The organism is Streptomyces atratus (genome assembly GCF_900119365.1).
GTDB lineage: Bacteria > Actinomycetota > Actinomycetes > Streptomycetales > Streptomycetaceae > Streptomyces > Streptomyces atratus_B.
Map to the genome: position 1 here is coordinate 18151 of NZ_FPJO01000017.1, position 18279 is coordinate 36429.

Sequence of the window (18279 nt, forward strand, 5' to 3'; positions counted from 1 at the left end):
TCAGGCCCCGGACGCGGCGGCCGGCGGTTCGTCCCCGGACGGCGGCCCCGGGCGGTCACCGCGCAGTTCGCCGAGCACGCCGAAGGCCGCCGCGCAGACCGGGACCGCGAGCAGCATGCCCAGCAGCCCGGCCACGCTGGCGCCCGCGGTGATCGCGATCATGATCATGGCAGGGTGCATCTGCACCGTACGGCTCTGGATCATCGGCTGCAGGACGTGGCCCTCCAGCACCTGCACGGCGAGCACGACCCCCAGCGCCCAGAGCGCGATCACGAACCCCCGGTCGGCGAATGCGACCAGGACCGCGACGGCGCCCGAGAGGAAGGCCCCGAGGTAGGGGATGTAGGCACCGACGAAGACCAGCGCACCGAGCCCCACCGCACCGGGAACGCGCAGGATCAGCAGGCCGACGGTGATGCAGAGGGCGTCGATCAGCGCGATGAACGTGGTGCCGCGCATGAAGCCCTCGACGGCCTCGAAGGCCCGCCGCCCCATCGCCTCGACCAGCTCCCCGGTACCGCGCGGGGCGATCGTGTGGGCGAGTTGCGCGGCCCGGTCGGAGTCGCGCAGGAAGAAGAAGGTCAGCAGGAGTGCGAGGACGCTGGTCGCGATCAGCGAGCCGATCAGGCTGATCCCGGAGAGGAGCCCGCCCGCGGCGCTCGCCCCGAACTTCTCGACGAGTTTGCGGGCGTTGGCGACGAGGTCGTCCACATTGCTGTTCTTGCCGATCCCGAAGTGGTCGATGACCCACTGACCGGCGTCCTTCAGCGACCGGACGATCTGGTCACCGGTGTCGACGAGTGCGGTGACGACGATGTACCCGGCTCCGCCGACCACCGCGACGAGCAGCACGCAGGTGAGCCCCGCGGCGAGCGAGCGCTTCAGTCCGCGGGCGGTCAGCCAGCGGTGCACCGGCCCGAGCAGCGCCGTACCGAGCAGCGCGAGCAGCACGGGAGTGACCGCGGTCTTGAAGACGACGCACAGCCAGACGGCGACTGCGGCGACGCCGGTGACGAGGAGGACCACGCCGCACCAGGCGGCTGTGCGCCGCGCGGCATCGGGCAGGAGGGGATTCTGGTTCTGCACCCTCCCACCCAATCACGGCACGGGTGTGATGTCCGCTTGTGGGCCCTTATGAATGACGCACTGTCACACTCCGTCTGCAGGTGTCACATTCCGTGAACCGCGGGCACGGTGCCGAGGCGGCCGGCCTGGAAGTCCTCGAAGGCCTGCTTCAGTTCGGCCTGGCTGTTCATCACGAACGGCCCGTAGTGCGCCATCGGCTCGCGGATCGGCCGGCCGCCGAGCAACACGACCTCCAGGTCCGGAGTGTTGCCGTCCTGCTTCTCGTCCGCGCGGACGGTCAGCGCGGAACCGGCGCCGAAGACCGCGGTCTGCCCCATGTGGACGGGGCGGCGCTCCGCACCGGCAGTGCCGCGGCCGGCCAGCACGTACGCGAGTCCGTTGAAGTCCTCGCGCCACGGCAGGGTCACCTCGGCACCGGGGCGCACGGTGGCGTGGATCATCGTGATCGGGGTGTGCGTGATGCCGGGGCCCTCGTGCCCGTCGAGCTCACCGGCGATGACCCGGAGCAGCGCGCCGCCGTCCGGGGACGCGAGGAGCTGGACCTGGCCCCCGCGGATGTCCTGGTAGCGGGGGTTCATCATCTTGTCGGCCTTGGGCAGGTTCACCCAGAGCTGGAGTCCGTGGAAGAGGCCGCCCGACATCACGAGGGACTCCGGCGGCGCCTCGATGTGCAGGAGGCCGGAGCCGGCGGTCATCCACTGCGTGTCGCCGTTGCGGATGGTGCCGCCGCCGCCGTTGGAGTCCTGGTGGACGAAGGTTCCGTCGATCAGGTACGTGACGGTCTCGAAGCCGCGGTGCGGGTGCCAGGGGGTGCCCTTCGGCTCACCGGCCGCGTACTCCACCTCGCCCATCTGGTCCATCATGATGAACGGGTCGAGGTACTTGTAGTTGATCCCGGCGAACGCGCGGCGGACCGGGAAGCCCTCGCCCTCGAATCCGCTCGGCGCCGTGGTGACGGCGAACACGGGACGGTCCGCTGCGTCGCCCTTGGCGGCGACCTTGGGCAGGGTCAGCGGGTTTTCGACAGTCACTGCGGGCATGGGAGCCACCTCCGGGATCGTTCTGCATTCATTTTAGTTGAATGATGAACATCCTGCAAGGGGTCGCCCATTCCCTCAGCCGTCCGGAGCAGCACAAGGGGCCCGCACCGTTCGTTCGGTGCGGGCCCCTTGTGAAGGATCGAATCTCAGCCGTACATGCGGCGCATCGCGAAGTCGACCATCTGCTCCACGGCCTTCGCGTCGAAGACCATGCGGTGCTCGCCCTCCATGTCGAGGACGAAGCCGTAGCCGGTCGGCAGCAGGTCGATCACCTCGGCCCCGGTGATCACGAAGTACTTGGACTCCTTGCCCGCGTACAGCCGCAGCTCCTTGAGCGTGGTGAACATCGGGATCACCGGCTGCTGGGTGTTGTGCAGCGCCAGGAACCCGGGGTTGTCGCCGCGCGGGCAGTAGACCTTCGACGTCGCGAAGATCTGCTGGAAGTCCTCGGCGGACAGCGAGCCGGTGGTGAAGGCCCGTACCGCGTCACCCAGGGACGGCGGCGAGGGTTCGGGGTACAGCGGCTGCTCGCCGTAGCCGCCACCCATCTGCTGCTGTGCGCCCGGGTTCTGGTCGTAGCCGTACATAGCGCAAAGAGTAATCGGACACATCGGGGCCTTGAGGGGTTGCGTCTTATTACTGACGGGTAGCATCATCGGAGAGGTCAGCTGATATACGCACCGCCAGCTCGTCGCCCGCCCGGCCCACACCCCGTCCCGGGGCACTGCGCGCCACTGCTATTGATTACGGAGCCTTCCATGGGGCACTACAAGTCGAATCTCCGCGACATCGAGTTCAACCTCTTCGAGGTCCTCGGGCGCGACAAGACGTACGGCACCGGCCCGTTCGCCGAGATGGACGTCGAGACGGCGAAGAGCATCCTCGACGAGGTCAACCGCCTCGCGGAGAACGAGCTGGCCGACTCCTTCGCGGACGCCGACCGCAACCCGCCGGTCTTCGACCCGGAGACCAACACCGCGCCGGTCCCGGCGACCTTCAAGAAGTCGTACCAGGCGTTCATGGACTCCGAGTACTGGCGGCTGGGCCTGCCCGAGGAGATCGGCGGCACCACCTCGCCGCGCTCCCTGATCTGGGGCTACGCGGAGCTGCTGCTCGGCGCGAACCCGGCCATCTGGATGTACTGCTCGGGCCCGGCGTTCGCCGGCATCCTCTTCGAGGAGGGCAACGAGGCGCAGAAGAAGATCGCCGAGATCGCCGTCGAGAAGCAGTGGGGCTCGACGATGGTGCTGACCGAGCCGGACGCCGGTTCGGATGTCGGCGCGGGCCGCACGAAGGCCGTCGAGCAGGAGGACGGCTCCTGGCACATCGAGGGTGTGAAGCGCTTCATCACCTCGGGCGAGCACGACATGTCCGAGAACATCATCCACTACGTGCTGGCCCGCCCCGAGGGCGCCGGCCCCGGCACCAAGGGCCTCTCGCTCTTCATGGTCCCGAAGTTCCACTTCGACTGGACCACCGGCGAGCTGGGCGAGCGCAACGGCGTGTACGCGACGAACGTCGAGCACAAGATGGGCCTCAAGGCGTCCAACACCTGCGAGATGACCTTCGGCGACCAGCACCCCGCCAAGGGCTGGCTCATCGGCGACAAGCACGACGGCATCCGCCAGATGTTCCGCATCATCGAGTTCGCCCGCATGATGGTCGGCACGAAGGCCATCGCCACCCTGTCGACCGGCTACCTGAATGCGCTGGAGTACGCCAAGGAGCGCGTCCAGGGCACCGACCTGTCGCAGTTCATGGACAAGACCGCCCCCAAGGTCACCATCACGCACCACCCCGACGTGCGCCGCTCCCTCATGACGCAGAAGGCGTACGCGGAGGGCATGCGCTCCCTGGTGCTGTACACCGCCACCGTCCAGGACGCGATCCAGGAGAAGGAGGCCGCGGGCGAGGACGCGAAGGCGCTGCACGGCCTCAACGACCTGCTGCTCCCGATCGTGAAGGGCTACGGCTCCGAGAAGTCCTACGAGCAGCTGGCACAGTCGCTCCAGACCTTCGGCGGCTCCGGGTACCTCCAGGAGTACCCGATCGAGCAGTACATCCGTGACGCCAAGATCGACACGCTGTACGAGGGCACGACGGCGATCCAGGGCCAGGACTTCTTCTTCCGGAAGATCGTCCGCGACCAGGGCGCCTCGCTGAACGCCCTCTCCGAGGAGATCAAGAAGTTCCTCTCCGGCGCCCAGGGCAACGAGGAGCTGGCCGGCGCGCTGGACTCGCTCGCCAAGGCGGCCGTGGACCTGGAGGCGATCGTCGGCACGATGATCACCGACCTCACCGCGACCGGCGAGGACGTCAAGAACATCTACAAGGTGGGCCTCAACACCACCCGCCTGCTGATGGCCTCCGGCGATGTCGTCGTCGGCTACCTGCTCCTCAAGGGCGCGGCCGTCGCGGCCGAGAAGCTGCGAGACGCCTCCGCGAAGGACGTCGCCTTCTACCAGGGCAAGATCGCCGCCGCGAAGTTCTTCGCCGCGAACGTCCTGCCGGGCGTCTCGACCGAGCGCGCGCTCGCCGAGTCCGTCGACAACTCGCTGATGGAGCTGGACGAGGCCGCGTTCTAGGCCTCCCGCTCACGATCGTCAACACGCACCGTCACCCGGACACGCTTTCGGGTGGCGGTGCTGTCGTATCAGCTGGGTACGCTGAGTGCACGGCCCAGAATCCCTTTCATGGGAGGAACCATGACCGCCGAGGCACTGCCCGACTCGCTGCACCGCCAGCCGGACGGCTCCAGGTGGCCGGTCCCGCCAACGGACGGCTACACCGTGGACGACCTGTTCGCACTTCACGACCTCCCGCCACACACAGAGCTGATCGACGGGAGTCTGGTTTTCGTGAGTCCGCAGCGGAAGTTCCACACGCTGGCGATGTATTTGCTGGAACAAGGGCTGCGCAGCCACGTCCCGGAAGATCTGCGGGTCCGCCGCGAAATGGCCGTCGTCCTCGGCAAGCGCAACGCGCCGGAACCCGACCTCGTCGTGGTGACGGCCGAAGCGGACGGGGACCAGCTCCAGACCCGCTACCAGGCCTCCGACGTTCTGCTCGCCGTCGAGGTCGTCTCGCCCGATTCCGAGGCGCGGGACCGCGACACCAAGCCGCACAAGTACGCCGGGGCCGGCATCCAGAACTTCTGGCTCGTCGAGATGTCCGCGAACGGCCGGCCCGCGGTCTGGACGTACGCGCTGGACCCGGTCAACAAGAAGTACGTCTCCACCGGCGTCCACCACGACCGGCTGAAGCTCTCCGTCCCGTACGACATCGACATCGACCTGACCGCCATCGACCGCCTGTAGACCTGGTCCCACCCCGCCCCACCGCACCGGCCCCTAGGATCGGACACCCAGTAGCCGGAGGGGGCGGGTTCACTCATGGGTGGCAAGGGTTTCGTGGGTACGCGAAGGAGTCAGGGGCTCCTGGCGGCCGGGGCGGCGGTGCTGCTGCTCGCGGGCTGCGGGGGCGGGGGCGAGGACGCCAAGGCAGCGGCGCTCGACAACGGGCAGGTCGCCTCGGTGCTGCCGGACGCGAAAGCCGTACCGGGCTGGCGGAACCACATGAAGCCGGAGGCCCAGAAGCCGGTCCCCGAGTACCCGCCGTCGGTCTGCGTGGCCAGGACGAAGGAGCAGCGGAAGACGGCCTGCGACCCGGTCACGTCCTGGGGTGTCTCGGCCTTCTCGCGCAAGGCGGACATGACCACGCTCAATTTCTGGGCCCTCGCCTACAAGGACGAGAAGGCCGCGGACGCCGCCTACGACATCCTGGCCGAGTGGTACGGCGGGGACCGGGTCGGTCAGAACGCCGAGAAGGTGGACCTCGGCAGTCCGGGCGCCGAGCGCGAGGCCAACCGTGCGGCGGTCGGCACCATGGCCGGACCGGCCACGATCGCGCAGATCCGGGTCGGCACGACCGTCCTGGGCATCAGCACCGGCACCACGGGCAAAGCGGTGGTCCCCGACAAGGAGGTCAAGGCGTTCGCGGCCATGTTCGCCGAGCGCGCGCAGCAGGCCCAGAACGGCGAGAAGCCCACGGCAGCCCTCCCGGGGCAGTGAGCGGATTCCCTCGCGCGACGGCGGTGAAGCCGCCGGGCCCGGTCTCGTTACAGTGAGGAACATGAGTTCCTCCCTCCGCTTCGACCGCGGTCACACCGACGACCTGATGGCCTTCCTGATGGCCTCCCCCTCCCCGTACCACGCCGTGGCCACCGCGGCCGCCCGGCTGGAGAAGGCCGGATTCCGGCAGGTCGAGGAGACCGCGGCCTGGGACGGGACCGCCGGGGGCAAGTACGTCCTGCGCGGGGGTGCGATCGTCGCCTGGTACGTACCGGAGGGCGCCGCGGCGCACACCCCGTTCCGGATCGTCGGCGCGCACACCGACTCGCCCAACCTGCGGGTCAAGCCGCTGCCCGACACCGGGGCGTACGGCTGGCGACAGGTCGCCGTGGAGATCTACGGCGGGACGCTGCTCAACACCTGGCTCGACCGTGACCTCGGCCTGGCCGGCCGGATCTCGCTGCGCGACGGCACCCACCGGCTGGTGAACATCGACCGGCCGCTGCTGCGCGTACCGCAGCTGGCCGTGCACCTGGACCGGTCGGCCAACCCCGACGGGCTCAAGCTCGACCGGCAGAAGCACATGCAGCCGATCTGGGGCCTCGGGGACGTCGAGGAGGGCGACCTGATCCGGTTCGTCGCCGAGGAGGCCGGCGTCGACGCCGAGGACGTGACCGGCTGGGACCTGATGCCGCACGCCGTCGAGCCGCCCGCCTACCTGGGCCGGGACCGCGAGCTGCTGGCCGGGCCCCGGATGGACAACCTGCTCTCCGTGCACGCGGCGACCGCCGCGCTCGGCGCCGTCGCCGGGCAGCCGGACGAAGAGCTTCCGTACATCCCGGTCATGGCCGCCTTCGACCACGAGGAGAACGGCTCGCAGTCCGACACCGGCGCCGACGGGCCGCTGCTCGGCACGGTCCTGGAGCGTTCTGTCTTCGCGCGCGGCGGTACGTACGAGGACCGCGCCCGGGCCTTCGCCGGGACCGTCTGCCTCTCCTCCGACACCGGTCACGCGATCCACCCCAACTACGCCGAGCGCCACGACCCGACCCACCACCCGGTGGCCAACGGCGGACCGATCCTCAAGACCAACGTCAACATGCGGTACGCGACCGACGGCAGCGGCCGGGCCGTGTTCGCGGCGGCGTGCCAGAAGGCGGGCGTGCCGTGGCAGACGTTCGTCTCCAACAACTCGATGCCGTGCGGCACCACGATCGGCCCGATCACCGCCGCCCGGCACGGGATCCAGACCGTGGACATCGGTGTGGCGATCCTGTCGATGCACAGCGCCCGTGAGCTGTGCGGGGCGGACGACCCGTATCTGCTGGCCAACGCACTGACGGCGTTCCTGGCGGGCTGATCCCGCCTGCCGCGAGGCCGCCGACGGGCCGACGGGCCGGTGCGCGAGACGCTCCGCAACGTCGGCCCGTCGGCGCGCGGCGGCCGCCGCGCGCGCACCCCGCCGATCGGGCACAACCCGTCGTCGGCTCCCCGGCACCCCCGATATCCTGGGACTTTCCCGTGCCCGCCCCCGGGCGCATCCCGCCCGGAAGGGAAGCCGCTCGTGGAGTTCCGGCTGCTCGGCACCGTCTCCGTCGACACGTTCACCGGGCCGCTGCCGCTCGGCCCCGCCAAGCGCCGCAGTCTGCTCGCCGCGCTGCTGCTGTCCGCCAACACCCCCGTCTCCATCGCCAGACTGACGGACTCGCTCTGGGACGACACACCGCCGCTGCACGCCCGCAGCGTCATCCAGGGCCATGTGTCCCGGCTGCGCGCCCTGCTGGTGGGTGCGGACGCGGAGGCGTACGGGGTGGAGCTGGTCACCCTCGGCGACGCGTATGTGCTGCGGCTGCCGGAGACCCTGCTGGACTCGCAGCGCTTCGAGGAACTGCTGACGCTGGCGCGGGGGCAGCGCAGCCCCGCCGACGCGGTGCTGATGCTCAAGGAGGCCCTGTCCCTGTGGCAGGGGCCGGCGCTCAGTGGCGCGTTCGCCGGACGGCCGCTCCAGGCCGCCGCGCACTCGCTGGAGGAGTCGCGGCTGGCGACCGTCGAGCAACTGGCGCGCGCCTACGCGGCGCTGGGGGAGCACAACCGGGCGGCGTCGGTGCTGCGGGCGGAGGCCGTCGCGCATCCGATGCGGGAGTCGCTGGCGGCGGCCCTGATGACGGCGCTGTACCGGGCGGGGCGTCAGTCGGAGGCGCTGGACTGGTTCCACCGTACGCGGCGGCTGCTCGCCGATGAGCTGGGGATCGATCCCGGACATGAGCTCGCCGACGCGTACGCGCTGATCCTGCGCGGCGACCCCGGGCCGGACGCCGGACGGGAAGGCGGACGGAACGCGCCCGACGGGCGGGGGGCCACGCCTCGCGGCCCGGTCCGGGCAGGCGGCGGTGACGGCAACGGCGGCGGCTCCGGCAACGGGACCGTGCCCGCGGCCCGTCCGGTGGCGGACCCGCGGACCGGAACGGACGGCGGATCCACGGCACAACCGGCCGCCCCGACCGGCGGCACGGGCGCCGGTACAGGCGTCGGTACAGGCGTCGGTACAGGCGTCGGTACGGGCGCCGGTACAGGCGTCGGTACAGGCGTCGGTACGACCGGCGCGCCCGGCGCCGCGCCGCCCCGTCCCCTCCCCGTGCCGTCCCTGGCCGGCGAGCCGCACCCCACCGATCTGCTGCCCCGCGCACCCCGCGGCTTCCAGGGGCGGCCCGCCGAACTGGCCGCGCTCACCCGGGCCGCGGCGGGCGAGGCACCCGTCTGCCTGGTCACCGGACCGGCCGGGGTGGGCAAGACCGCACTGGCCCTGCAATGGGCGCACCGCAACCCGGCCGCCTTCCCGGACGGGCGGCTCTTCGCAGATCTGCGCGGCTTCAGCGACACCGGCGAGCCCGCACTCATCGAGGTCCTGCGCGAGTTCCTGCTGGCGCTCGGCGTCGCGCCCCGCCGCGTCCCGGAGTCCGTCGCGGCCGCGGCCGCGCTCTTCCGGGCCCTGACCGACCGGCGCCGCCTGCTCGTCATACTCGACAACGCCCGCCACTCCGCCACCGTCCGGCCGCTGCTGCCGGGCGGCACCGACTGCGTCACGCTGGTCACCAGCCGCCACCGGCTGGAGGGCCTCATCGCCTCGGACGCGGCCCGTCCCGTCCCGCTCGACGTGCTCGAACCGCCGGACGGCACGGCCCTGCTGGCCGGTGTGCTCGGTGAGGACCGGGTGCTCGCCGAACCGGTCGCGGCCCGTCGGCTCGCCGAACTCTGCGGGGGACTGCCGCTCGCCCTGCGGGTCACTGCGGCCCGGCTGGCCGGGCGCCCGACGTGGACGCTGGCCGGTCTCGCCGACGAACTGGCCGACGAACGCAGCCGGCTGACGTACCTCGACGTGGACGACACCGGCGTCTCGGCCGCGCTGCGGCTGACCGTGCAGCAGCTGCCGCAGGACGCCGTCCACCAGCTCGCCCGGCTCGGCCACCACCCCGGCAGCCACTTCGACCCGTACACGGCCGCCGCGCTCGCCGGCACCGACCCGGTCGTCGCCACGGCGGCGCTGGAACGGCTCGCCGCCGCCCATCTCGTCACCGAGACGGCGCCCGGACGCTGGGTGCTGCACGATCTGGTGCGCCTCTACGCCCGCGGCATGGACCCCGAGGGCGGGTCCGAGGCACTCATCGGGGTCCTCGACCACTACATCGCCACCGCGCTGGCCGCCGCCGACACGGCCGAGCCCGGCGGCGAGCCCTGCTTCGTGCTGCCGGAGGACTACCGCCGCCCGGTCGCCGTGCGGGACTTCGTCGACCGGGCGGCGGCGATGCACTGGCTGGCTGCCGAACGCGACGATCTGGCGCTGGCCGCCGACGCCGCCCGGACCGCCGGATTCCACGACCGGGCGTGGCGGATCGTCCTGCTCCAGTGGCCGCAGGTGGTGTGGCGGGTGCGGGACAACTGGTCCCCGCTGCTGGAGCTGGCGCTGGACTCGGCCCGCGCCCACGACGACGCGTACGCCGAGTCGAGGGTGATCAACCTGCTGGGCTGGGTACTGGCCGAGGAGGGCAGGACCGCCGAGGCCGTCGCCCTGCTGGAGCGCTCGCCCGGTCTGGCCCGGCAGGCCGGCGACCGGCTCGGCGAGACGACCGCGCTGATCAACCTGGCCGTCGTCCTGACCGAGCAGGGGGATCTCGACACGGCTCTCGAGGGGTGCGAGCGGGCCGTCGCGCTGGCCCGTGAGGAGCAGGACGCGCACACCGAGATGCTGGCGCTCCAGCATCTCGCCCGGATGCAGCTGGCCGCGAACCGGCCGCACGAAGCCCTCGAATCCGCCCGGACGGCACTCGACCTGGGGCCCGAGCACGAGGAGATCGCCCGCCGGGTGCTGCTGCTGACCACCAGCGGCGAGGCCCGTCTGGCGCTGGGCGAGGAGAACGACGGGATCCGGCTGCTGGACCGGGCGGCCGGGCAGGCGGAGCGCGCCGGTTACGACGAGGGCGCGGTGCGGGCCCTCCAGGCGCTGCTGCGGGTGACGGCCGAGCCGGAGTACCGCAAGCGGTACGAGGAGGCGGTCCGCCGGCTCACCGACGACGGGTGAGCCCTCCCGGGCGGGACCCGGAAGGGCTCGGGCCCTATCGCTGCTCGTCCATTCCCGCCAGCACCAGCGGCAGCCGGGCCGTTCCCGCCGCGCTCACACGGACGGGGACTCCCCAGTCCTGCTGGTGGACATGGCAGGCCGGGTACTCGTTCGCGCCCGCGGCAGAGCCGCTGTCGGATGCAGTGTCGTCGCAGGACGCCGCCATCGCCGACACGTGCAGGACGCCCTCGGTGACGTCGTCGGCCAGGACCAGCTCGCGGAAGAGGTCACTGCCGGGGCCCGCGCCCTCGGCCAGCAGATCCGGCGGCGTCGCCGAGACCAGCAGCCGGGTCGAGGGGCCGTACCGGGTGTCCAGCTTCTGCCCGGCGGGCGCCTGGAAGACCACATCGAGCCGGAGCGTGCCCGGGGCGATCTCGGTGGCCGCGCGCTGTGTGCGGTGCGCCCGGTCGGCGACGCGTACGGCCTCCTCGGGCAGCCGCAGCCGGGTCAGCCGGTGCCGGGCGGACTCGACGACGACGAGATCGCCGTCGACCAGCACGGCGTCGCTGGGCTCGCGCAGATCCGTGGCCAGAGTGGTGACCTCGCCGCTCCCGGGGTCGTAGCGCCGCAGGGCGTGGTTGTACGTGTCGCAGACGGCGACGGACCCGTCGGGCAGGGCCGCCACCCCCAGCGGGTGCTGGAACAGGGCCTGTCCGGCGGCGCCGTCGCGGTGCCCGAAGTCGAAGAGCCCGGTGCCGACGGCGGTACGGACGGCGAAGCCGTCCCCGTCGCGCTCGACGTACCGCAGGGCGGACGTCTCCGAGTCGGCGACCCAGAGCCGCTCCCCGTCGGCGGACGTGGCGAGCCCGGACGGCTGGGCGAACCACGCCTCGTCGGCCGGCCCGTCGACCAGGCCCTCGTTGGTGGTGCCCGCCGCGACCTCGACGGTCTGCGTCGCGGGGTCGTACGTCCACAGCTGGTGCACACCCGCCATGGCGATCCACAGCCGGTCGGCGAACCAGGCGACGTCCCAGGGGGAGGAGAGGTCGACCTCGCGGGCGGGTCCGGAGGTCGGCGAGCCCTGCCACCACTGACGGCCGGTGCCGGCGAGCGTCGTCGTCTCCCCGGTGGCGAGGTCGAGGGCGCGGACGGCGTGGTTGACCGTGTCGGCGACCGCGATCCGGCCGTCGGGCAGCACGGCGAGCCCCTGCGGCTCGGAGAACCGGGCCTCGTCGGGCCCGCCGTCGGCGAAGCCCCGCTCGCCCGCACCGATGTGGCGGCGCACCGTCTCGCCGTCGGGTCCGAGTTCGACCAGGCGGTGGCGGGTGGTGTCGGAGACGAGGAAACCGCCGTCGGGCAGGAGCAGCGCCTTGCCGGGGAAGCGCAGATGGGTGGCGACCGGCTCGGGCGCGACATAGGGGCCGTCGCCGCGGCTCAGCGTGCCCTTCGCCGCGTGCTCGGCCTCCAACTCCTCGACCAGCTTCTCGATGGCGTGCGCATGGCCCTCGCCGGCGTGCTGGGCGACGACATAGCCCTCGGGGTCGATGACGACGAGCGTGGGCCAGGCCCGTACGGCGTACTGCTTCCAGGTCGCCAGTTCCGGATCGTCGAGGACCGGGTGGTGGACCTCGTACCGCTCGACGGCGTCGACGACGGCCTGGTGCTCGGCCTCGTGGACGAACTTCGGCGAGTGCACCCCGATGATCACCAGGGTGTCGCGGTGCTTCTCCTCCAGCTCGCGCAGCTCATCGAGGACATGCAGACAGTTCACACAGCAAAAGGTCCAGAAATCCAGAACCACAATGCGTCCTCGCAGGTCGGCGAGGGTGTACTGCTGGTCGCCTGTGTTGAGCCAGCCGCCCTTGCCGACCAGTTCGGGAGCCCTGACGCGCGCACGTGTTGCCATGTGAACAGTCAACATCACCGTGGCGTCCACACATTCCGCAGGGACCTCGGGGAACCTGTGAGCCATGAGATTCCTGGTGCGTGAACGACTCTTCGCCGTCGGTGACGACTACTGGATCGAGGACGCGGACGGCCGCAAGGTGTTCCTCGTCGACGGCAAGGCCATGCGGGTGCGGGACACCTTCGAGCTGAAGGACGCACGGGGCCGGATCCTGGTCGAGATCCGGCAGAAGCTGCTCAGCCTGCGCGACACGATGCTCATCGAGCGCGACGGCGAACAGCTCGCCAGGATCAAGCGCAAGAGGCTGTCGCTGCTGCGCAACCACTACCGGGTCACGCTGGTCGACGGCACCGAACTCGACGTCAGCGGCAAGATCCTGGACCGCGAGTTCGCCATCGAGTACGACGGGGAACTGCTGGCCCAGATCTCCCGGCGCCGGCTGACCGTCCGGGACACCTACGGCATCGATGTCGTACGGGAGGACGCCGACGCGGCGCTGCTCATCGCCGTATCGGTCTGCGTCATCGTGCTCGCGGACAAGGAGCGCGAGGACTGATCCGCCCCGGTTTCACGTGAAACGAAGCGAATCTACCGGAGCCTGGGCGGGGCCAGTCCCAGGCGGCGGTCCTTGAGGGCCGGGAACTGCTCACGGGTCGCCGCCACCCTCGCCGGGTCGAACTCCACGTCGAGCACCTCCTCGTCCGCGCCGGCCTCCGCGAGTACCTCGCCCCACGGGTCGACCACGATGCTGTGCCCGGCCTGCTGGACTCCGGCATGGGTGCCCGCGGAGCCGACGGCCAGGACGTACGACTGGTTCTCGACGGCACGGGCCTGCGCCAGCAGCGTCCAGTGGGCGCGGCGCCGCTCGGGCCAGCCCGCCGAGACGATCAGCGTGCCGGCGCCCGCGTCGACCAGGCCGCGGAACATCTCCGGGAAGCGCAGGTCGTAACAGGTCGCGAGGCCCAGCGTGGTCTGCGGCAGGGCGACCGTGACCAGTTCCTCGCCGGCGCCCATCATGACCGCCTCGCCCTGGTCGAAGCCGAAGCGGTGGATCTTGCGGTACGCGGCGGCCCGCTCGCCCTCGGGCGTGAAGACGAGCGAGGTGTTGTAGAGGGTGCCGTCGGCGGCGCGCTCGACGAAGGAGCCCGCGTGCAGCCAGACCCCGGCGTCGGCCGCGGCCTTCGCCATGATGTCGTGGGTGGGCCCCTGGAGCGGTTCGGCCTCGTCCGCGAAGGCGTCGTAGGCGAACGCGCCGACCGGCCAGAGCTCGGGAAGGACCACCAGGTCCGCACCGCGCCGGCCCGCGATCAGCGAAGCCGCACGCTGCCTTCGGGCATTGACGGATTCGTCCGGGTCTACTGCGATCTGGATGAGGGAGGCGCGCACACTACCACCGTCCTGGCATTCGAGCCGTCAACACAGGCCTACGATCGTCACACGAAAGCACTGCCGGGGTGCCTGCTCGCAGCGTAACTTAGCGAACGAACCTCCCACGCAGCCCGCCGCCCGCGCCCAGCTTCTCCAGCCCATGCACCGCAGAACCGCACGAGGGGTCCCGTGACCGTCCATCCCAGCCTCCAGAACTACGCCGATGCCTGGACCCACTCCATCGAGTCGATAGCCGAGCTGGTGAAGCCGCTCGCCGAGGGAGAGTGGAACCGCCGTACGCCATGCCCCGCCTGGTCGGTGCGCGACATCGTCTCGCACGTCATCGGCATGGAGTCCGAACAGCTCGGCGACCCGCGCCCGATCCACTCCCTGCCCCGCGACCTCTACCACGTACAGAGCGACTTCGCCCGCTACATGGAGATGCAGGTCGATGTGCGGCGGCACCACACCGCGCCGGAGATGACCTCCGAGCTGGAGTACACGATCATCCGCCGGGCGCGTCAGCTCCGCAACGAGACACGTGACCCCGAGACCATGGTCCGCGCGCCGCTCGGCGCCGAGCAGACCCTCGAACTGGCGCTGCGGATGCGCGTCTTCGATGTCTGGGTGCACGAGCAGGACCTGCGCGCGACGCTGGGTCAGCCCGGCAATCTGGACTCCCCCGGCGCGACCGTCGTCCGGGACACCCTGCTGGAGGCGCTGCCGAAGGTGGTCGCCAAGGACGCGGGAGCGCCGGCCAATTCGGCGGTCGTGCTCGATGTGCACGGGCCGCTGGAGTTCCTGCGCACCGTCAGGGTCGACGCGGAGGGCCGTGGTTCGGTGGACGGTTCGCCGTCGCTCGGGCCCGTGGTGACGCTGGCGATGGACTGGGAGACGTACTTCCTCCTCGCCTGCGGGCGGGTGCGCGCGGCCGCGGTCGCCGAGCGGATCAAGGTCGAGGGCGACGAGGACCTGGCGACGGCGATCCTGCAGAACTTCGCCGTGACGCCGTGAGCCGTGAGCCGTGACGGCCTGACGGCGTGACGGCTCAGCGCCGTGACGTCATGATCGGCGGCGCCCGTCGCACGAGGGACGGGCGCGCCGCCGATCCGGCATGACGAGCGGTCACACGGGTACGTGCACGGCCTCCACGCGGCTGACCACATGGTGGTTCCGCTCGCGGTGCGTGGCCCTGGAGTGCAGCCGCAGGATCTGTACGACGCCGAGCGCCTCCAGCACGAAGACCGAGGCGAACGCGATCCGGTAGTTGTCGCCGGTCGCGTCCAGCAGCACACCGACGGCGAACAGCGTGGTCATCGAGGCGATGAAGCCGCCCATGTTGACGATGCCCGACGCGGTGCCCTGCCGCTCCGGCGGGTTGGCCGGCCGTGCGAAGTCGAAGCCGATCATCGAGGCCGGGCCGCAGGCGCCGAGCACCACGCACAGCACGATCAGCAGCCACATCGGCGCGTGGTCGCCGGGGTAGAAGATGGCCGATGCCCAGAGCAGCGCCGTCACCAGGACCGTGCCGAGGGCCAGCGGGGCGCGGGCCGCGTGGTGGCGGGCGATGATCTGCCCGTAGACCAGCCCGAAAGCCATGTTGGAGAGCACCACCAGGGTGAGCAGTTCACCGGCGGTGGACCGGCTGAGCCCCTGCGCCTCCACCAGGAACGGCAGCCCCCACAGCAGCAGGAACACCATGGCCGGGAACTGCGTGGTGAAGTGCACCCACATGCCGAGCCGGGTGCCGGGCTCCTGCCAGGCCGCGGCGATCTGCTTGCGCACATAGGCGGCGCCCGCGTGTTCCGCGGGCGGCGGCTCGTGGCCCTCGGGGTGGTCCTTCAGGAACAGCAGCAACAGAACGAGGACGACGACCCCGGCGACGGAGCTGCCGACGAATGTGGTGGTCCAGCCGAATCCGTGCAGGGCCCGCGCGATGAAGAGCGTCGAGACGAGGTTGCCCGCCATCCCGAAGAGCGCCGCGACCTGGCCGATCAGCGGGCCGCGCCGGGCCGGGAACCAGCGGGCGCCGAGCCGCAGCACGCTGATGAACGTCATCGCGTCACCGCAGCCGAGCAGCGCCCGGGACGCCAGCGCCATGCCGTACGAAGGGAAGAGCGCGAAGCCGAGCTGCCCGAGGGTGAACAGGACGGCCCCGAAGGTGAGGACCTTCTTGGTGCCGAGCCGGTCGACCATCAGGCCGACGGGTATCTGCATGCCCGCGTAGACGAGCAGCTGGAGGATGGAGAACGTGGAGAGCGCGGAGGCGCTGACGTGGAACCGGTCGGCGGCATCCAGCCCGGCGACGCCCAGGCTGGTGCGGAAGATGATGGCGACGAAGTAGACGGCGACCCCGATGCCCCAGACCCACGCGGCACGCCGGCCGCCGGGTGGATCGCCGGGCAGGGACAGGGTGGGAGCGGCGGCAGAACTCACCGGTCCTCACCCCTGACGAGCACCTTGACCCGGCCGACATGGCGCCGCACGACCTGCGCGGCACAGTCCGCGTCCCCGGCCCTGATCGCCTCCAGCAGCTCACCGTGCTCGGTGATGTTGGCGGCGATCCTCCCCGGGTGCGCCTCCATCACGGCGACGCCCATCCGCAACTGCCGGTCGCGCAGCTGGTCGTAGAGGCGCGAGAGAATGTCGTTGCCCGCGTTGCGCACGATCTCGGCGTGGAAGCAGCGGTCCTTCACGGACACCTCCGCCAGATCCCCGGCCTCGGCCAGCTGCCGCTGCTCCTCCAGGAGTTCTTCGAGCCGGCCGATCAGCTGCGCGGAGGCGGGCACGGCCTTGCGGGCCGCGAACTCCTCGACCAGCAGCCGGGTTTCCACCACATCCGCGATCTCCTGGGCGGAGACGGCGAGGACGAGGGCGCCCTTCTTCGGGTACAGCTTGATCAGCCCCTCGACCTCCAGCCGCAGCAGCGCCTCGCGCACCGGCGTACGGGAGACGCCGACGGCCTCCGCGAGATCTCCTTCGGTCAGGAGCGTGCCGCCCTCGTAACGGCGGTCCAGGACCGCCTCCTTGATGTGGGCGTACACGCGCTCGGCGGCGGGGGGCTGCTTGACGGCGGACTTCACGGCAGGCTTCACGGCTGGGGGTGCGGCAGGCATGTACACAGCATAGATACAACATGCGTGCATGACGAAACCGGTCCGGGATCCGGACGGACGCCCACCCGCCACGGACAAGCCCGCACCACTTCACACGATCATGGCCGGAATCACCCGTAGCCCTGCAATTGCCCCAGGAATCAGCACATCCATCCCCCGCTCTCATGAGTCTCACCACCGAGCGGCACCCACATGTGGCCGCATTCCAGGGGCATTTGGAGCGTTCAAGTTGAAAATCGGCATTAAGGGCATAAACCGCGTTACTGCCACTGCCACCGTGGCCCTGACGGCAGGTGCCGTCATCGCGGGCAGCGCGTTCGCCTCCACCGCGCAGGCCGCCACGCTGCCCAACCCCAAGATCACCGCCGCGGGCGGGTACGTGATGAACAACGGCACCGCGAAGTCCTTGTTCGCCAAGACCGCGGACACCCGTCGTTCCACCGGCTCCACCACCAAGATCATGACGGCCAAGGTGGTGCTGTCGCAGAAGAACCTGAACCTGGATTCCAAGGTCACGATCCAGAAGGCGTACAGCGACTACATCGTCTCCAAGGGCGCCTCGTCGGCCCGCCTCATCGTGGGCGACAAGGTCACGGTCCGCCAGCTGCTGTACGGCCTGATGCTGCCGTCCGGCTGCGACGCCGCCTACGCACTGGCCGACAAGTTCGGCTCCGGCTCCACCCGCGCGGCCCGCGTGAAGTCGTTCATCGGCAAGATGAACGCCCAGGCCAAGTCCCTCGGGCTGAAGAACACCCACTTCGACTCGTTCGACGGCATAGGGAAAGGCTCGAACTACTCGACGCCGCGCGACCTGACGAAGATCGCCAGCAGCGCGATGAAGCACTCCACCTTCCGCTCGGTCGTCAAGACCAAGTCGACCAAGCAGAAGGTCACCACGAAGTCCGGCGGCTACCGGTACATGTCGTGGTCCAACACCAACACCATGCTCAGCAGCTACAGCGGCGCCATCGGCGTGAAGACCGGCTCCGGCCCGACGGCCAAGTACTGCCTGGTCTTCGCCGCGACCCGCAACGGCAAGACGGTCATCGGTACGGTGCTCGCCTCCACGTCCGCGGCCAACCGCAGCGCGGACATGAAGAAGATCATGGACTACTCCTTCAAGAAGTAGCCCGGCACC

15 protein-coding genes are annotated in these 18279 nt (G+C 70.7%); 8 read left to right on the top strand and 7 right to left on the bottom strand.

Features of this window, described 5'->3' with window-relative positions:
- The 3 genes from BT364_RS25050 to BT364_RS25060 all read right to left on the bottom strand — a co-directional run bounded on the left by BT364_RS25050 (position 1) and on the right by BT364_RS25060 (position 2713).
- Complete coding sequence (locus BT364_RS25050) at positions 1 to 1086, bottom strand: AI-2E family transporter (protein WP_072487499.1); 1086 nt, start codon at positions 1084 to 1086, stop codon at positions 1 to 3.
- 83 nt (positions 1087 to 1169) lie between these two features.
- A complete protein-coding gene (locus BT364_RS25055) occupies positions 1170 to 2126 on the bottom strand; it encodes a pirin family protein (protein ID WP_072487500.1) in 957 nt (318 codons plus the stop codon).
- A gap of 146 nt (positions 2127 to 2272) precedes the next feature.
- Positions 2273 to 2713: an SseB family protein gene (locus BT364_RS25060; RefSeq protein ID WP_072487501.1), complete on the bottom strand. Its 441-nt coding sequence runs from the start codon at positions 2711 to 2713 to the stop codon at positions 2273 to 2275.
- Between the two features lie 171 nt (positions 2714 to 2884).
- On the opposite strand from BT364_RS25060, the gene BT364_RS25065 reads away from it, so the two are divergent.
- The 5 genes from BT364_RS25065 to BT364_RS25085 all read left to right on the top strand — a co-directional run bounded on the left by BT364_RS25065 (position 2885) and on the right by BT364_RS25085 (position 10772).
- Positions 2885 to 4711 (top strand): acyl-CoA dehydrogenase, encoded by a 1827-nt coding sequence (locus BT364_RS25065; protein ID WP_072487502.1) that lies wholly within the window; start codon positions 2885 to 2887, stop codon positions 4709 to 4711.
- Between the two features lie 108 nt (positions 4712 to 4819).
- Positions 4820 to 5443 (top strand): Uma2 family endonuclease, encoded by a 624-nt coding sequence (locus BT364_RS25070; RefSeq protein ID WP_072487503.1) that lies wholly within the window; start codon positions 4820 to 4822, stop codon positions 5441 to 5443.
- A gap of 75 nt (positions 5444 to 5518) precedes the next feature.
- Positions 5519 to 6196 carry a hypothetical protein gene (locus tag BT364_RS25075; protein ID WP_143166544.1) on the top strand — a complete coding sequence of 226 codons (678 nt, stop codon included), beginning with the start codon at positions 5519 to 5521 and terminating at the stop codon, positions 6194 to 6196.
- Between the two features lie 61 nt (positions 6197 to 6257).
- A complete protein-coding gene (locus tag BT364_RS25080) occupies positions 6258 to 7556 on the top strand; it encodes a M18 family aminopeptidase (protein ID WP_072487505.1) in 1299 nt (432 codons plus the stop codon).
- Positions 7557 to 7760: 204 nt separating this feature from the next.
- Complete coding sequence (locus BT364_RS25085) at positions 7761 to 10772, top strand: AfsR/SARP family transcriptional regulator (RefSeq protein WP_072487506.1); 3012 nt, start codon at positions 7761 to 7763, stop codon at positions 10770 to 10772.
- Between the two features lie 34 nt (positions 10773 to 10806).
- On the opposite strand, the gene BT364_RS25090 is transcribed toward BT364_RS25085, so the two are convergent.
- A complete protein-coding gene (locus BT364_RS25090; RefSeq protein WP_072487507.1) occupies positions 10807 to 12657 on the bottom strand; it encodes an NHL domain-containing thioredoxin family protein in 1851 nt (616 codons plus the stop codon).
- Positions 12658 to 12721: 64 nt separating this feature from the next.
- Here BT364_RS25090 and BT364_RS25095 point away from each other — a divergent pair, with 64 nt between their 5' ends.
- Positions 12722 to 13213, top strand: coding sequence for an LURP-one-related/scramblase family protein (locus BT364_RS25095; protein ID WP_072487508.1), 492 nt, complete (start codon positions 12722 to 12724; stop codon positions 13211 to 13213).
- Positions 13214 to 13245: 32 nt separating this feature from the next.
- Here the strand turns inward: BT364_RS25095 and BT364_RS25100 are convergent, their stop codons facing one another.
- Positions 13246 to 14043 (bottom strand): carbon-nitrogen family hydrolase, encoded by a 798-nt coding sequence (locus BT364_RS25100; RefSeq protein ID WP_072487509.1) that lies wholly within the window; start codon positions 14041 to 14043, stop codon positions 13246 to 13248.
- Between the two features lie 171 nt (positions 14044 to 14214).
- Between BT364_RS25100 and BT364_RS25105 the strand changes: the two genes are divergently transcribed.
- Positions 14215 to 15039, top strand: coding sequence for a maleylpyruvate isomerase family mycothiol-dependent enzyme (locus BT364_RS25105; RefSeq protein ID WP_072487510.1), 825 nt, complete (start codon positions 14215 to 14217; stop codon positions 15037 to 15039).
- 111 nt (positions 15040 to 15150) lie between these two features.
- Here BT364_RS25105 and BT364_RS25110 read toward each other — a convergent pair whose 3' ends face one another.
- Positions 15151 to 16461, bottom strand: coding sequence for an MFS transporter (locus BT364_RS25110; RefSeq protein ID WP_072487511.1), 1311 nt, complete (start codon positions 16459 to 16461; stop codon positions 15151 to 15153).
- The gene (locus BT364_RS25115; protein WP_072487619.1) at positions 16458 to 17141 is read right to left on the bottom strand and encodes a GntR family transcriptional regulator; all 684 of its coding nucleotides are present in this window, start codon (positions 17139 to 17141) and stop codon (positions 16458 to 16460) included. Before BT364_RS25115 ends, BT364_RS25110 begins: the two co-directional genes overlap by 4 nt.
- A 229-nt stretch (positions 17142 to 17370) precedes the next feature.
- Here BT364_RS25115 and BT364_RS25120 point away from each other — a divergent pair, with 229 nt between their 5' ends.
- Positions 17371 to 18270, top strand: a complete 900-nt coding sequence (locus BT364_RS25120; protein WP_072487512.1) for a D-alanyl-D-alanine carboxypeptidase family protein — start codon at positions 17371 to 17373, stop codon at positions 18268 to 18270.
- Positions 18271 to 18279: the final 9 nt, after the last annotated feature.

Excerpts from the sequence above, each read along its gene's own strand:
- BT364_RS25060 (WP_072487501.1), bottom strand. The coding sequence starts at position 2,713 with ATGTACGGCTACGACCAGAACCCGGGCGCACAGCAGCAGATGGGTGGC.
- BT364_RS25070 (WP_072487503.1), top strand. The coding sequence starts at position 4,820 with ATGGGAGGAACCATGACCGCCGAGGCACTGCCCGACTCGCTGCACCGC.
- BT364_RS25075 (WP_143166544.1), top strand. The coding sequence starts at position 5,519 with ATGGGTGGCAAGGGTTTCGTGGGTACGCGAAGGAGTCAGGGGCTCCTG.
- BT364_RS25090 (WP_072487507.1), bottom strand. The coding sequence starts at position 12,657 with ATGGCAACACGTGCGCGCGTCAGGGCTCCCGAACTGGTCGGCAAGGGC.
- BT364_RS25065 (WP_072487502.1), top strand. The coding sequence starts at position 2,885 with ATGGGGCACTACAAGTCGAATCTCCGCGACATCGAGTTCAACCTCTTC.
- BT364_RS25095 (WP_072487508.1), top strand. The coding sequence starts at position 12,722 with ATGAGATTCCTGGTGCGTGAACGACTCTTCGCCGTCGGTGACGACTAC.
- BT364_RS25115 (WP_072487619.1), bottom strand. The coding sequence starts at position 17,141 with ATGCCTGCCGCACCCCCAGCCGTGAAGCCTGCCGTGAAGTCCGCCGTC.
- BT364_RS25055 (WP_072487500.1), bottom strand. The coding sequence starts at position 2,126 with ATGCCCGCAGTGACTGTCGAAAACCCGCTGACCCTGCCCAAGGTCGCC.
- BT364_RS25080 (WP_072487505.1), top strand. The coding sequence starts at position 6,258 with ATGAGTTCCTCCCTCCGCTTCGACCGCGGTCACACCGACGACCTGATG.